This is a genomic window from Sphingobium tyrosinilyticum (genome assembly GCF_042654265.1).
GTDB classification, from domain to species: domain Bacteria; phylum Pseudomonadota; class Alphaproteobacteria; order Sphingomonadales; family Sphingomonadaceae; genus Sphingobium; species Sphingobium tyrosinilyticum.
Window position 1 is genome coordinate 652,046 of sequence record NZ_JBHSFZ010000064.1, and the last position, 15,015, is coordinate 667,060.

Genomic DNA, 15,015 nt, shown 5'->3' on the forward strand with positions numbered 1-15,015 from the left:
GCTATTGCATTTCCGTCAATGCGGCCACGCCCATCAGGGCAAGACCGTTACGGATGATCTGCCCGATTCCGCGGCTTAAGAAAAGGCGCGCGGATGTTGTCTCAAAATCATCCATCAGGATGACCCGAGCGCGCGGATTGTCATTGCCTAAATTCCACCAGCTGTGGAATTCAGACGCCAAGTCATTGAGATAAAAGGCAATACGGTGGGGTTCGCGGGCTGATGCCGCGCCTTCGACCACCCGGGGGAACTGCGCCGCTAACTTAATCAGGTTAAGTTCCGCAGTCCCAAGGCGGGACAGATCGGGCGCAGGAAGTTCAATTCCGGCCTCCTGCGCGCGTCGGCCGAGCGAGGAAATGCGGGCATGGGCGTACTGGACGTAGAAGACGGGATTGTCCTTCGACGCCTCCACGACCTTGGCGAAGTCGAAGTCCATCTGGGCGTCGGCCTTGCGCGTCAGCATGGTGAAGCGGACGACGTCCTTGCCGACTTCGCGGACCACATCGGCCAGCGTCACGAAATTGCCCGCGCGCTTGGACATCTTCACCGGCTCGCCATCGCGTAGCAAGCGGACCATCTGGATGAGCTTGACGTCGAAGCGCGCCTTGCCTTCGGTAAGGGCCGCGACGGCGGCCTGGATACGCTTCACTGTGCCCGCATGGTCGGCGCCCCAGATGTCGATCAGCTGGTCCGCGGATTGGGCCTTCTGGAAATGATAGGCCATGTCCGCGCCGAAATAGGTCCAGCCGCCGTTGGATTTCTTGATCGGGCGGTCCTGATCGTCGCCGAACTTGGTGGAACGGAAGAGAGGAAGTTCGACGGGCTCCCAATCTTCGGGCGTCTCGCCCTTCGGAGCTTCGAGGACGCCGTCATAGACGAGGTCGTGCGCGCGTAGCCATTGTTCGGCGGCTTCGGGCTTTCCGGCGGCCTGAAGTTCGGCTTCGGAGGAGAAGACGTCGTGATGGATGCCGAGCAGGGCGAGATCGCTGCGGATCATCTCCATCATCGCCGCGACCGCCCTGGTGCGGAAGAGGACGAGCCAGTCGCTTTCCGGGGCGGTTACATATGTGTCGCCATATTCGGCGGCGAGCGCCTGGCCCACCGGGACGAGATAGTCCCCTGGATAGAGCCCTTGCGGGATTTCGCCGACATTCTCGCCGAGCGCTTCGCGATAACGGACATGGGCGGAGCGGGCGAGCACATCGACCTGGCCGCCTGCGTCGTTGATATAATATTCGCGGATGACCTTGTGCCCGACATATTCGAGCAGGGTCGCAAGGGCGTCGCCCACCACGGCGCCCCGGCAGTGGCCCATATGCATGGGACCTGTGGGGTTGGCGGAGACATATTCGACATTGACCGTCACCCCTTCGCCCGCGTCGGAGCGACCATACTCATCCGCCTCTGCATGGATGGCGGCGAGTTCGGCACGCCAGATGGCGTCGGTGAGCTTCAGGTTGATGAAGCCGGGGCCGGCGATGGCGGCGCTTTCCACCTCTTCGAGCTTTTCGAGGCCGGCGACAATCTGTTCGGCCAGCGCGCGCGGATTCGTGCCGGCGGGCTTGGCGAGGACCATCGCGGCGTTGGTGGCTAGGTCGCCATGGCTGGGATCGCGGGGCGGCTCGACCGTGACGGGCTTGCGGTTGAGACCTGCAGACAGCGCGCCGTCAGCCTCAAGCGCGTCGAGCACGGCGTTCAGATGGGCGGTGAAGCGGATGTAGAGGGACATGGGCAAACGGTCCTGACATAACCGTTCGTCCTGAGTGGCCATCGAGCTTGTCGAATGGCGTATCGAAGGACTGCTACGCACCCATGCTTCGATACGGGGCTTCGACTTCGCTCAGCCCCTACTCAGCACGAACGGCATTGGATTAGGTAGGCTGGGCTCTTAGCGTGTCGCGTTATATCGGAGTTGATCCTGGGTCAGATTGAAACCCACGAGCAGCTCGAAGCTGGTTCGTTGCAGCGCAGCCCGGACATCGGGCTGGGCGAAGGGATCGATCGCCGCGTCGGCATCGCCCGCCTTGCGCTTCTGCGTGATCTTGGCCTGGATGTCGGCGGGCAGCGTGGCGGCGGCCTTATCGACATAGGAGCCAGCCTTGGCAGTGGCGGTGGCGCGATACTGGCCCGCGGGAAAGTCGAGCACGACCTGTCCGACGCGCTTGGCCACCACGGCGTTGCCGCCACGGACGACGGCGGAGAAGAAGGGCAGCGTCACCTGCCGGGCGGCGGTGGCGTCGGTGCGGCGGGCGTTCACGGCGAACGTCGCCTCGCTGTAGAATTGCGCGCCTTCCGAGCAGGTGGAGCGCAGATTGCTGATGTCCGCGACCACGTCGATCGCGCGCGCATCGGTGCTGCCCGTTGGATTGAAGAGCGTGATGTCACCCGTATAAGCAGGGATCGCGGCGACCGGGCAGGCCGAGCGGACGGCGACGATGCCGCCCGTGGGATCGATTTCCCCCCGGCGCGAACAGCCTGCGAGGGCAAGGGCGAGCATTCCAGTCAGCGCAAGTCGAGAAAAGGTCACGAGGCAATCCCTTGGGAACAGGCTGGGGCTTCTTATCCGCACCCCGCCGCTCACGCAACCGAAAGGAACGCCCGCCCGTCCCTCACCCCTTCCTTCCGGCGCGACATTGGCCTAAGCGGCAGCCATGACCGCCCGTTCTCCCTTGAAGCTGCTGATCGCCGCGCCGCGCGGCTTTTGTGCAGGTGTCGACCGCGCCATCATCATCGTCGAGAAGGCGATCGAAAAATATGGCGCCCCTGTCTATGTCCGGCACGAGATCGTCCACAATAAATATGTGGTCGATACTTTGAAGGCGAAGGGCGCGATCTTCGTCGAGGAACTGGACCAGGTGCCCGATGGCGTGCCGGTCGTCTTTTCCGCCCATGGCGTGCCCAAGGCCGTGCCCACCAAGGCGGAAGAACGCGGGCTCGACTATCTGGACGCCACTTGCCCGCTGGTCAGCAAGGTCCACCGGCAGGCCGAACGGCAGGTCGAGGCAGGCCGCCATATCCTGTTCGTCGGGCACAAGGGGCACCCCGAGGTCATCGGCACCTTCGGCCAGGTCGATGCCGGCCATATGACTTTGATCGAGACGGTCGAGGATGCCGAAGCGTTCACGCCCGCCAACCCTGACAATCTTGCTTTCCTGACGCAGACGACGCTGTCGGTCGATGATACGGCCGCCATAGTGGAGACATTGCAGCGCCGTTTCCCGACGATCCATGCGCCCAAGGGCGAGGATATCTGCTACGCGACGTCGAACCGGCAGAGCGCGGTCAAGGCCATCGCGGCTCGTTGCGACGCGCTCTATGTAATCGGGGCGCCCAACAGTTCCAACTCGCTGCGCCTGGTCGAGGTCGCCGAACGCGAAGGCACGCCCGCCCGCCTGATCCAGCGCGCCGATGACATCGACTTCGCCTGGCTGGAGAATGTCCGGACATTGGGCCTGACGGCTGGAGCGTCCGCTCCTGAAGTGCTGGTGCGCGAAGTCGTGGACCGGCTTGCGGAGCGGTTCGACGTAACGGAGGAGCAGGTGGAAACGGCGCGCGAAAGCATCTCCTTCAAACTGCCCCGCGGGCTGGAGGCGGCGTAAGACGATGGCGGTCTATACCCATGTTCCCGCCGAGGAGATCGACGCCTTTCTCAGCCGCTATGACGCCGGACGGCTGGTTTCGGCCAAGGGCATCGCCGAAGGGGTGGAGAACAGCAATTATCTGCTGGAAACCACCGGCGCAGACGGCAGCGGCCACCGTTACATCCTGACGCTTTACGAAAAGCGGGTGGATGAGGCGGACCTGCCGTTCTTCATGGACCTGCTCGATCATTTGGGCGCGCGCGGCTGTCTGGTGCCGCGCTTCATCGCCGATCGGGAGGGCAAGCGGCTTCAGCAATTGGGTGGACGGCCCGCCTGCCTGATCGAGTTCCTGACCGGCATATCCCTGACCGAACCGACGGCGGCCCAGGCTCGGGCAGCTGGCACGGCGCTGGGGCAGATGCACCGCGCGGCGGAAGGCTTTGCAAGCGAACGGCGCAATGCGCTGGACATTGCCGGATGGCATGATCTGGCAGCGAAGTGCGGGGAGCATTTCGACGAGATCACACCGGGGCTTGGGCAACGGGTCGCGGAGGAACTGGCCTTCCTGGACGCCGATTGGCCGGCCGATCTACCGCATTCGGTGATCCACGCAGATCTGTTTCCCGACAATGTACTGATGCTCGGCGATGAGGTGACGGGCCTTATCGACTTTTATTTCAGTTGCACCGACATTCGCGCCTATGACCTCGCCGTGACGCATAGCGCCTGGTGCTTCAGCAATGACGGGGCGCAGTTCTTCGCCGAGCGTTCGGACGCTCTGTTGGCGGGCTATCAGGCGGCGCACGGGCTTTCCGATGCGGAGCGGGCGGCCTTTCCGACGCTCTGCCGGGGCGCGGCGCTGCGTTTCCTGCTGACGCGTGCCTATGACTGGATCAATACGCCGCCCGATGCGCTGGTGACGCGTAAGGATCCACTCGCCTATCTGCGGCGGCTCGATTTCTACGCGGATGCCGGTGCGGAGTTGCTGGCGGCGTGAAAACCCATTTCCTATTCCGTTCGGTTCAAGCGCATCCGTTTCTCGACTTCGCTCGAAACGAACGGAGGCGGGGATGACCGACCTGCCCCAAGTCGAAATCTTCACGGACGGCGCATGCAAGGGCAATCCCGGGCCGGGCGGCTGGGGCGCGGTGCTACGCTTTGGCGACAAGGAGAGGGAAATCTCCGGCGGCGAGGCGATGACCACCAACAACCGGATGGAAATGATGGCGGCGGTCGAAGCATTGAACGCCCTCAAACGCCCTTGCCGGGTGACGCTCTACACCGACAGCAAATATGTCATGGACGGGATCACCAAATGGGTTTTCGGCTGGCAGAAAAACGGGTGGAAGACCGCCGACAAAAAGCCAGTGAAAAATGGCGAGATATGGCAAGCGCTGCTCGCCGCGGCAGCACGGCACCAGATCAACTGGCAATGGGTAAAGGGTCACGCAGGTCATCCGGAGAATGAACGCGCCGACCAACTCGCCTGCGCGGCCGCCGAAAGCTTCCGGGCGTAGGGGAGCGCTTGGCTGCGCCCCCCTTCACGCGATGGCTCAAGGATAGCGTTTGGACCAATCAGCCGGATAGGGCGGCTGCCAAGGATTGCCAGCGACCCAGGTCGTGCCACGTGGCGCAAAGCCTTCCTCGATAGTCCCTGCTCGCGTCGTCGCATCCTTCAGCGCAGCATCGCGGCATGAGGGTACGACCGGCGAGCCGCTGTCCGCTTCCCCGAGCTTTTCGCACAGGAAGCGGGCGGTGAGAGACAAACGATGACGCAGCTCGTCCCTTCCCGCCTTGGTGCTGAGGTCGAGATCGGCATAACTGACGGCCTGGGAGAGCGAACGCACACTGTCCGGCGCTTTACCGACGACAGTGATTTCCTCGCTGTTCTGAGCAAAGCTGACGCTGCTGCTTGCCATAAACAGTCCGGATAAGATCAGAGCTGAAGCTGATAATACCGACTTTCTCATGACGGCATCCTCCTAATCAAGGATTGGCCGCTTCTTTATTGTTGCACATCTGCGCGCGGGCGGCCGATGACTTAACGTGAAGGAGGGTGGTTCGTTCCGGGGTCGGGAGCGGCGCATTTGTCAAACTGTGCCTCTTTCCTCATCGTCCCGCGAAGTGCGCCTCGGCGGCGAGATCCCAGCTTTCGCTGGGATGACGACACTCTGTCACCCAACTGCGGGAGGACTGCGCCATCGTTCGCTACCCAAAGCGCCTCGGCGAATATGCCGTGGCTTCGATCCCCGCCACAGCATCGTCCGCTGCTTCCCCGGTCAGCAGACTGGCGCCAAGCAAGGCAGCCGCTGGAGCGGTTTGGATGCCGAAACCGCCCTGTCCCGCGAACCAGAAGAAGGCTGGGGTGTGGGCGTCGAAGCCCAAGACGGGCGCGCGATCAGGCGCGAAGCTGCGCAGGCCCGCCCATTTGCGCTCTACAGCTTCAACCGGCCAATCGACGGCTTCCTGGAAACGGGCAATCGCCTCCGCCACCGCCAATTCTTCGGGCGCGGCGTCACAGGGGGGCGAGGGTTCCTCATCATGGGGAGTCAGCCACAGGCGCCCCTCTCCCGCAGCCTTGAAATAAAAGCGGGCGGAAAGGTCCATGACCAAGGGCAGATCGGCAGAGGGCATGGCGGGCACGCGCAGTTGGACAACGGTTCGCCGCATGGGGGTGATGCCGATGGGCGCCACGCCGCTGCGCTGCGCGACATCGTCGGCCCACGCGCCCGCCGCGTTGACGAGGATGCCGCAGTCGATCGCGCCTTCGCTGGTCTGTATCCGCCATCCCGCAGGGCCTCTGCCGGCGCTTTCGAGGGACAGGCCCACCCGCAACTCTCCGCCCCTTGCGCGAAACCGCCGCAGATAAGCCTGGTGCAACGCCGCGACGTCGATATCGCACACGGCGGGTTCGAGCAGCCCCAATATCCATTGCGGGCGCAGACCAGGGAGCAAGGCGGCGGGATCGACAGGGCGCAGTTCAACATGATCGGAAAACTCTTCCATCAGCCGGTCGCGTGCAGCCTCATCCCCAGCACGGCCGATGTGCAAGGTACGGCGAGGCGAGAGAAAGGAGCGCGGAGAGAAGTCCGGAGCGGGCGAGCGCAGCAATGGCCCCGACGCCGTGGTCAATGGCTGCACCATGCGGCCGCCATAGGTTTCTTCCCAAAAGGCGACGGAGCGGCCGGTTGCGTGATAGCCTGCGCTATCCTCTCGCTCCAGGATCAGCACGGACGCCTTGCCCGCGAGTTCCGCGCCGAGGCTCGCGCCGGCGATACCGCCGCCGACGATGACGATGTCAAAGCGGTTCATGCGGGCGCTACTTCATCCAGGAAATCATCGATCCGCCGCAGGGCGTCGAGCCGGACGGGGTCCAACTCCCGCAATATCTCGTGCGCAGCCTCCTGGCCGTAAACATGCAGGCGCGCGCCCGGGATTTGGGCAGCGATCCTTCGGATGGCGGGCGTGGAAACCAGCCGGTCAATCTCCGTCGCCAGGATGAGCAGCGGCACGGAGATCTGGGCCAGCCTGCCGCCCTGCTCCAACGCCCGCGTCGATTGCAGCGCCTGCGCAACCCAGCGCCAGCTTGGCGGCCCGAGCGCCACGTCGCGGCTATGGTCGCGCCACCACAGCTCGTCGGCGTAGCGTTCCGGATCATGCGTCAGCCGCTTTTGCCGCATGATCCTCTGCCGCTCCGACTCTTCCTTCTGCGTCCACGCCTGGCGGCTCTGCAGGCCCAGTGCGCACATAGATCGCGTGATCGCCGCCGCGAGCCAGCGGGGCAAGGGCGAGGTGCGAACGTCCATCATCGGCGCAATGGCGACCGCGGCGTCCGGCGGCAGCATGCCTTCGGCCAGCGCCCGCAGCAGCAGATGGCCGCCCATGCTGTGAGCGACGATGGCGCAAGGCCCCGGCGCTTGCCCGCGCCACTCGCAAACGAACGCCTTCAGGTCCCCGATCCATTGGCCGAAGTCGTCGATATGACCGCAAAGCGGATCGCCGGTCAGCCTTCCCGATCCCCCCTGCCCGCGCCAATCCAGGGCGGTGACGGCCCACCCGCGCCCTGCCCAATGATCGATCACTTCCAGATATTTTTCGATCATGTCGCCGCGCCCGCCGAGCATCAGCAATTGGCCCCGCTGCCCCTCGCCCAAACGGTAGCGGCGCAGACGCCAGCCGTCAGGCGCCGTCCAATAATCGAGCCGACCGTTCATCGGCCAGGCGCGACGGTCGAAGGCCGGGGCAAAGGAGGCGGGCGAATCCATGGGCGCATGGTTACGGTTTGGTAAGCCATCGGGTCTAGGGTTTAGATTCATGACGGGGGAATATTTCAAACTGGCGCTGTTATGCGCCCTTGGCCTGCTGCTGATCATCGCATCGGTGACGGATCTGCGATCGCGCATCATTTCGAACCGGCTGAACCTGGGCATTGCCGCACTGGCCCCGCTCTGGTGGATAGCAAGCGGGCTGCCGGTCTGGCCGGGCATGGCGCTGCAGGTCGGCGTCGCGCTGGTGGTGTTCGCCCTGTTCGCGACGCTCTTCGCCATGGGCTGCATGGGAGGCGGAGACGTCAAGCTATTGGGGGCATTGGCGCTGTGGTTCCCATGGGCCGCCATGCTGTCGATGCTGATGGTCATGGCGCTGATCGGTGGCGTGGTGACGATCATCACCGTGGCCCATCACCGCATGACCAGAACGCTGGGACAGCCCCAAATTCCTTACGGTATCGCAATATCCGTCGCCGCCCTTTGGTTGATTGGCGAACGATATCTTAACCATTTTGCGTAAAATTCGGGGCTCGGGCGCAACTCGCCTGATTGAGGGAGACGAATTTCATCATGGACGGCAAGAAAATCGTGCTGCTGGCGGGGGCGCTCATCATAGCGGTCACAACAGCCCTTCTCGCGCGCAACATGCTGAGTTCGTCGGGCGCGCCGCAAGCCAGTGCCTCATCCATGCCGGTGGAAGCGGATCAGCCCCATGTGCTGGTCGCGACCAAGGCGCTGCCGGTGGGCACCATCCTGGACGCGGAAAGCTTCCGCTTCCAGCCCTGGCCCAAGGATCTGGTCGAGCAAGCCTATTATCTCCAAGGCCAGGCCGATCCCACCAAGCTGGTGGGCAGCGTCGTGCGCACCGCCATTTCCGCCGGTCAGCCGATGACGGTCGGTTCGGTCATCAAACCGGGTGAGCGGGGCTTCCTCGCCGCTGCACTCGGGCCGGGCATGCGCGCTGTCACCGTGCCGGTGTCGGCGCAGAATTCGGTTGCGGGCTTCGTCTTCCCCGGTGACCGCGTCGATCTGATGCTGACGCAGAGCGTTTCGGGCGGTGGCGAGGGTGAACCGCTCAAGGTTTCCGAAACCATCCTGCGCAACCTGCGCGTGCTCGCCACCGACCAGCGCATGGACGCGCTCGGTGCGGACGGCAAGCCGGTCGTGCAAACCTATTCCAACGTCACCATCGAAGTGACGCCCAAGATCGCAGAGAAGATCGCCGTGGCGCAGACCATCGGCTCGCTCTCGCTGACGCTGCGCTCGATCGCGGACAATGCGTCCGACCTCGACGCCGCTATTGCGGGTTCCGACGTCGATATGGCGGATGCGACCAATCCGAATGCGGAAAAGAAGATCATCGCCAAGCTCGCCGCTCGCCCGGTCGATAAGGGCGGCACCTATTCCACCGGCGCCGACGTGTCTCGCTACCAGCGCAGCTCCGTTCCCGCCAAGCCGCTGCAGACTGCCGCTGCCGCCGCCGTGCCCGCAGGGGGCGCTCCGGCTGGAACGGGCGTGGCCAGCGGACCAGTGATCCGCGTGGCGCGCGGCACCAATGTGACCGTTGTTCCGGTCGGGGGGAAGTAAGATGAAGCGTTTCAACCTTCACGCGGGCAAGGCGGCGGTGAAGCCGCTCGTCGGCCCCGCGATCGCGCTGGGCCTGGCGGTCGCCATGGCTGCGACGCCCACGACGGCCCTCAATGCCGCGCCCGCTTCCACGCAGGACAATGCGATCCTGATGTCCGTGGGCGGCAGCAAGGTCATCAACCTCAACGCCAAGATGTCCGACGTGGTGATCGGCGACCCCAATGTGGTCGATGTCCATGTCCGCGCGCAGAACCAGCTTTACCTGATCGCCAAGGCGGCGGGCGAAACCACCGTGTTCGTCACCGCAACCAATGGCAAGGTGCTGTTTTCCGGCACGGTCCGGGTCGGCAACAACCTGACCAGCATCGATGACATGTTGAAGCTGGCGATGCCGGGTGCCGACATTGCGGTAAACAAGATGAACGGCATGGTCCTGCTGACCGGCACGGTCGCCGCCCCCGAGGACGCCGCCGAGGCCGAGCGCCTGACCCAAGCTTTCGTCGGCAAGGAGGTGACGGTGGTGAGCCGCCTGCGCACCGCGACGCCGCTTCAGGTCAACCTGCAGGTGAAGATCGCCGAAGTGAGCCGCGACCTTGGTCACCAGATCGGGGTCAATATCTCTGCGCTCGCGAACGGCCCTGGCCGAGTAATCGACAGCATCGGCCGCGCTGATCGCAACTTCGTATCGCGCTCCACAAGCGCCACTGGCACCACGTACACCTTCAACCAACCGTCCGATGGCAGCACTTCGCTTGGCTTCGTCGCGAACCTGCTGGGCATGGACGTTGCCGGTGCGCTGGATCTCGCTGAATCCAGCGGCCTTGCGACTGCCCTTGCACAGCCGAACCTGACCGCGCTGTCTGGCGAGACGGCAAGCTTCCTGGCGGGTGGCGAATATCCCTACACCGTCAGCAACGGCACGCAGGGCAACAGCATCGAGTTCAAGCAATATGGCGTGCAGCTGGCCTTCACGCCGACCGTGCTGGCCGACGGGCGCATCTCGCTTCGCGTGCGTCCCACGGTGTCGAGCCTGGACTTTTCGGTCAACACGACCGTCCCCGCGCTCAAGAGCCGGACGGCCGAAACCACGGTTGAACTCGGATCGGGCCAGGCGTTCATGATCGCCGGCCTGCTCAACAACGACACCGCCAATTCGATCAGTAAAACACCAGGCTTCGGCGAAATCCCGATCCTTGGCAGCCTGTTCAAGTCGCGCCGTTTCCAGCGGCATGAAACCGAACTGGTTATTCTGGTCACCCCCTATCTGGTGAAGCCGATGAATGCGTCGGAAGCTCGCCTGCCAACCGATGGCTTCCGCAACGCCACTGTCGGCCAGGGCCTACTGTTCCAGCAGGGTAATGACGGGGTGAGCGGCGCGCGGGCGCCGATGCCGCGCCGCGAACCCACTGGCCCAGTTCCCGCCCCTGGTCCGCAGGCGTCCGCGCCGCTTCCGGCGGTGGCATCTCGCGATGAGGGCAAGCGTTCGGCCAAATCAGCCGCCGCTCCCGGCTTCAGCTTCTGATCGGAAGGACGACCGTCATGACTTCCATGTCCGCAAAGAATATCGTCCGCCTCGGCGCGCTCGCCCTGCTGGCTCTGCCTCTCGCCGCCTGCAAGACCAGCGTCAATCGCGGCGTCGAATCGGTCCATCAGCCGGTCGTCAGCCACGACGCCTACACCTATGATGTGCAGGCCGGGCCGGACGGCAGCCTTTCCGCTTCCGAAGCGCGCCGTCTGGACGACTGGTTCGCATCCATCGGCCTGGGTTATGGCGATCAGGTCGCGATCGTGACCGACGCCTATTACAGCCCGACGCTGCGCGACGGCATCGCCGATGTTGTGGCCCATCACGGCATGCTGGTGAGCGAAGACAGTTCGGCCGCTGCAGGCGCGGCGCCCGCGGGCAGCGTCCGTCTGGTCGTGCGCCGCGCTACCGCGCGCGTTCCCGGCTGCCCCGATTGGTCGAGCAAGAGCGAGACCGATATCCGATTGGGGGCGACGTCCAATTTCGGCTGTGGCGTCAACGGCAATCTGGCCGCCATGGTCGCCAACCCGGAGGATTTTGTCCGTGGCCAGAGCAGCGAAAGCGACCTGCGCACCGCAACATCCAATCGGGCGATTTCGACCTATCGCGACAAGACGCCGACCGGTTCGGGCGATCTCAAGAACTTAGGACGCTGATCATGGACGCACCCTGGAAACCTGCCATGTCTGGACAGCGCGACCCCTTCCACGCCTTTGTGTGCGACGATCATAGTCATGATCTGTTGAGTCAGATCGCGGCTGAAATGGGCTGGGCGCCGGAAAAGGTGAACAAGGGCGGCATGCGCAATGCCGTACAGAGCCTTTCGATCAGCGCATCTCCGCAGATCCTGTTCATCGACATGTCCGAAAGCGGCGATCCGCTGAACGACATCAACAGCCTGGCGGAAGTGTGTGAACCGGGAACGGTCGTGATCGCGGCCGGACAGGTCAATGACGTACGCCTGTACCGCGACCTGCTCGCCAGCGGCATTCAGGATTATCTGCTCAAGCCCTTCGGCGCGGACCAGTTGCGTGACGCGCTGGCCCAGGCGCAGGCCGTGTTTTTCGCGCCTCGCGATGCCGCGCCCGAACGTCCGCACATGACCGCCGCGGTCATCGGGACGCGCGGTGGCGTGGGCGCATCCAGCATCGCGACATCGCTCGGCTGGCTGCTGTCTGAAAAGCAGAAGCGCCCGACCGCTTTGTTGGACCTCGACGTTCACTTCGGCACCAATGCGCTGGCGATGGACCTGGAGCCGGGCCGCGGCCTGACTGACGCCATCGATAACCCAAGCCGCATCGACGGCCTCTTCATCGAACGGGCCATGGTCCGCGCGAGCGACACGCTGGCCATTCTGTCGGCGGAAGCGCCGATCAGCCAGCCAATGCTGACGGACGGCGGCGCTTTCTACCAATTGCTGGAAGAGTTCCGCGCCGCATTCGAATGCAGCATCATCGATCTGCCGCGCCACATGCTTATTCAGCACCCCCACCTGATGAGCGACGTCAATGTCGCGGTGGTCGTGACCGAACTGACGCTGGCCGCCGCCCGCGATTCGATCCGGATCCTGTCCTGGCTGAAGACCAACGCGCCCCAGTCCCGCGTGCTGGTGGTCGCCAACCGCGTACATGCGGGCGTGCCGGAAATCAGCCGCAAGGATTTCGAAACGTCGATCGAACGCAAGGTCGATATCGTGATCCCCTTTGACCTGCGGATAGCCGCTCAATCCGCCAAGCTCGGCAAGACGCTGGCGGAGACGGCCAAGGGCAGCAAGGTCGGCGCAGCCTGCGCAACCCTGCTCGACGCAGTGGTCGGCGCAGCGGATGAGCGTGAAGCGGCTGGTGAAGGCAAGGCTTCGAAAAAGAAGGGCGACTCCCTGCTCGGCAAGATCGGCGATCTCAAAAGCCTGATCCCGGCTCGCAAGGACAAGACCAGGGCTTGATTTGAAGATCGCGCCGCCTTCCTGGGTGGCGTGATCCCTCCACGGAACGGGCGATCACATGGGCAATGTCCTCCTGCTGATGATATTGATGTCGAGCTTCCTTGGGTTGCTCGTCATGGCCTTTGGCGGACCGTCCGCCGACAAGGCGAGCAAGCGGCGGGTAGCACTGATCCGCGAGCGCCATAGCGGTTCGACGGACGCCCTGATGGAAGCGCGGATGCGCAAGGCCATCTCGAACCGGCAGACCGGCAGCGAGATGAAGATGCTCGTATCGCTGGTGCCCAATCCGGAAAACCTGGCCAAACGCATACGGATGACCGGCAAGAAGTGGACGGTCAGCCAGTATATGACGGCGTGCGCCGTCATCTTCTTGTTGCTCTGCGCGCTGCTGTTCCTGCGCGGCTTCGCGCCGCTGCTGGCGATCATGGTCAGTTTGGCGGCGGGCCTTGCGCTACCCCATTTGTGGGTCGGGCGTCTCATCAAAAAGCGCGTGCAGAACTTCACCACCAAATTCCCCGACGCGCTGGAGTTGCTGACGCGCGGCCTGCGATCGGGTCTGCCTATCACCGAAACGCTGGGCGTGGTCGCAAGCGAAGTGCCGGGCCCCGTGGGCGAGGAATTCAAGCTGATCACCGAACGGATAAAGATCGGCAAGACCATGGATCAGGCTTTGCAGGAAACCGCAGACCGCCTGGGTACGCCGGAGTTCCAGTTTTTCGTCATCAGCCTGGCGATCCAGCGCGAAACAGGCGGCAACCTGGCGGAAACGCTGTCGAACCTGGCCACGGTGCTGCGTCAGCGCGCGCAGATGAAGCTCAAGATCCGGGCCATGTCGTCCGAATCCAAGGCGTCGGCCTATATCATCGGGGCGCTGCCGTTCCTGGTGTTCGGCATGATCTGCTACATCAACTTCCAATATATGGCGCCCTTCTTCACGCCTGATCCGGCGGGCGTCTTCGGCTTATCGACGATGCAGGTCATCGGCGTCGGCGGCATGTGCTGGATGGGCATCGGCGTCTTCATCATGGCGCAGATGATCAACTTCGAGATCTGACGGGGAAGAGACAGACATGGAAACCGCTCCCGTCGCCGGCACGCTCTTCGGCCTTTCCGCCACCGACTTCGGCACATTGCTGGCCGCCGTCGCGACCCTGGCGATGCTCTTCATCCTCTATTCGGTCATGACCGTGCGCGATCCGATGACCAAGCGCGTCAAGGCCCTGAACGAGCGCCGCGAGCAGTTGAAGGCCGGTATTACCGCTTCGACGGGCCGCCGCCGCGCGAAGCTGGTCCAGAAGAATCAGGCGACGGACCGGATGCGGTCGTTCCTGACGAGCTTCAAGGTACTGCAGGACGATCAGCTTAAAGAGGCGCAGATCAAGCTGGCGCAAGCCGGTATCCGGTCGAAGGATTGGGCGGTCGCCGTGATTTTCGGCCGCATGGTGCTGCCGATCGTGATTGGCGGCCTGGCGGCCTTGCTGCTCTATGGCGTCGGCATGTTCCCGGAATGGGGCGGCGCCAAACGTTTCATGGCGTTCGCGGGCGCGCTGCTGCTATCCTACAAGGCACCGGACATCTTCATCGACAATAAGGTCCAGAAGCGTTCCGCCGCGATCCGCAAAGGCTTGCCTGACGCGCTCGACCTGCTGGTGATCTGCGCAGAGGCCGGGTTGACGGTCGATGCCGCCTTCGCTCGTGTCGCCAAGGAATTGGGCAAGGCTTATCCCGAACTGGGCGACGAGTTTCAGCTAACCGCGATCGAACTCAGCTTCCTGACCGAACGGCGCATGGCCTTCGAGAATCTTGCGAGCCGCGTGAAGCTGGACGCGATCAAGGGCGTGGTCACGACCATGATCCAGACGGAGAAATATGGCACGCCACTCGCTTCGGCGCTGCGCGTGCTGTCGGCGGAATTCCGCCACGAGCGCATGATGCGCGCCGAAGAAAAGGCCGCGCGCCTGCCCGCGATCATGACGGTGCCGCTGATCCTGTTCATCTTGCCGACGCTGTTCGTCGTGATCCTGGGTCCCGCGGCCTGCTCGATAAGCACGGCGTTCTAACGAATTTAGAGGGGGAGAAGGGGCGCTGAAAGGCGCCCTTTCTTTTATTCCC

At 63.8% G+C, this 15,015-nt stretch carries 15 protein-coding genes; 10 read left to right on the top strand and 5 right to left on the bottom strand.

Annotation, left to right across the window (positions count from 1 at the left end; translation table 11 throughout):
- Position 1: 1 nt before the first annotated feature.
- Both argS and ACFO3E_RS20745 read right to left on the bottom strand, forming a co-directional pair.
- Positions 2-1,729, bottom strand: a complete 1,728-nt coding sequence (gene argS, locus ACFO3E_RS20740; protein ID WP_066527305.1) for an arginine--tRNA ligase — start codon at positions 1,727-1,729, stop codon at positions 2-4.
- A gap of 159 nt (positions 1,730-1,888) precedes the next feature.
- Positions 1,889-2,497, bottom strand: a complete 609-nt coding sequence (locus ACFO3E_RS20745) for a hypothetical protein (RefSeq protein WP_066527303.1) — start codon at positions 2,495-2,497, stop codon at positions 1,889-1,891.
- A gap of 154 nt (positions 2,498-2,651) precedes the next feature.
- On the opposite strand from ACFO3E_RS20745, the gene ispH reads away from it, so the two are divergent.
- The 3 genes from ispH to rnhA all read left to right on the top strand — a co-directional run bounded on the left by ispH (position 2,652) and on the right by rnhA (position 5,098).
- On the top strand, positions 2,652-3,599 hold the full coding sequence (gene ispH, locus ACFO3E_RS20750) for a 4-hydroxy-3-methylbut-2-enyl diphosphate reductase (RefSeq protein ID WP_066527300.1): 948 nt from the start codon (positions 2,652-2,654) through the stop codon (positions 3,597-3,599).
- A 4-nt stretch (positions 3,600-3,603) separates the two neighbouring features.
- Positions 3,604-4,578 (top strand): homoserine kinase, encoded by a 975-nt coding sequence (gene thrB, locus ACFO3E_RS20755; RefSeq protein ID WP_066527294.1) that lies wholly within the window; start codon positions 3,604-3,606, stop codon positions 4,576-4,578.
- A gap of 73 nt (positions 4,579-4,651) precedes the next feature.
- Positions 4,652-5,098: a ribonuclease HI gene (gene rnhA, locus ACFO3E_RS20760; RefSeq protein ID WP_066527292.1), complete on the top strand. Its 447-nt coding sequence runs from the start codon at positions 4,652-4,654 to the stop codon at positions 5,096-5,098.
- 36 nt (positions 5,099-5,134) lie between these two features.
- On the opposite strand, the gene ACFO3E_RS20765 is transcribed toward rnhA, so the two are convergent.
- The 3 genes from ACFO3E_RS20765 to ACFO3E_RS20775 form a co-directional block, all read right to left on the bottom strand.
- Positions 5,135-5,500 carry a UrcA family protein gene (locus ACFO3E_RS20765; protein WP_066527290.1) on the bottom strand — a complete coding sequence of 122 codons (366 nt, stop codon included), beginning with the start codon at positions 5,498-5,500 and terminating at the stop codon, positions 5,135-5,137.
- Between the two features lie 289 nt (positions 5,501-5,789).
- Positions 5,790-6,893 (bottom strand): NAD(P)/FAD-dependent oxidoreductase, encoded by a 1,104-nt coding sequence (locus ACFO3E_RS20770; protein WP_066527285.1) that lies wholly within the window; start codon positions 6,891-6,893, stop codon positions 5,790-5,792.
- A complete protein-coding gene (locus ACFO3E_RS20775; RefSeq protein WP_066527283.1) occupies positions 6,890-7,846 on the bottom strand; it encodes an alpha/beta fold hydrolase in 957 nt (318 codons plus the stop codon). Before ACFO3E_RS20775 ends, ACFO3E_RS20770 begins: the two co-directional genes overlap by 4 nt.
- 49 nt (positions 7,847-7,895) lie before the next feature.
- Here ACFO3E_RS20775 and ACFO3E_RS20780 point away from each other — a divergent pair, with 49 nt between their 5' ends.
- From ACFO3E_RS20780 to ACFO3E_RS20810, 7 genes are read left to right on the top strand one after another with little or no spacing between them, the layout of a single operon-like run.
- Positions 7,896-8,369 (top strand): A24 family peptidase, encoded by a 474-nt coding sequence (locus ACFO3E_RS20780; protein ID WP_066527280.1) that lies wholly within the window; start codon positions 7,896-7,898, stop codon positions 8,367-8,369.
- A gap of 50 nt (positions 8,370-8,419) precedes the next feature.
- On the top strand, positions 8,420-9,436 hold the full coding sequence (gene cpaB / locus ACFO3E_RS20785; RefSeq protein WP_066527279.1) for a Flp pilus assembly protein CpaB: 1,017 nt from the start codon (positions 8,420-8,422) through the stop codon (positions 9,434-9,436).
- A gap of 1 nt (position 9,437) precedes the next feature.
- On the top strand, positions 9,438-10,958 hold the full coding sequence (locus tag ACFO3E_RS20790; protein WP_066527278.1) for a type II and III secretion system protein family protein: 1,521 nt from the start codon (positions 9,438-9,440) through the stop codon (positions 10,956-10,958).
- A gap of 17 nt (positions 10,959-10,975) precedes the next feature.
- On the top strand, positions 10,976-11,617 hold the full coding sequence (locus ACFO3E_RS20795; protein WP_066527276.1) for a CpaD family pilus assembly lipoprotein: 642 nt from the start codon (positions 10,976-10,978) through the stop codon (positions 11,615-11,617).
- Between the two features lie 2 nt (positions 11,618-11,619).
- A complete protein-coding gene (locus ACFO3E_RS20800) occupies positions 11,620-12,903 on the top strand; it encodes a pilus assembly protein CpaE (protein WP_380807177.1) in 1,284 nt (427 codons plus the stop codon).
- A 58-nt stretch (positions 12,904-12,961) separates the two neighbouring features.
- The gene (locus ACFO3E_RS20805; protein WP_066527274.1) at positions 12,962-13,957 is read left to right on the top strand and encodes a type II secretion system F family protein; all 996 of its coding nucleotides are present in this window, start codon (positions 12,962-12,964) and stop codon (positions 13,955-13,957) included.
- A gap of 16 nt (positions 13,958-13,973) precedes the next feature.
- Positions 13,974-14,963 (top strand): type II secretion system F family protein, encoded by a 990-nt coding sequence (locus ACFO3E_RS20810; protein ID WP_066527273.1) that lies wholly within the window; start codon positions 13,974-13,976, stop codon positions 14,961-14,963.
- Positions 14,964-15,015: the final 52 nt, after the last annotated feature.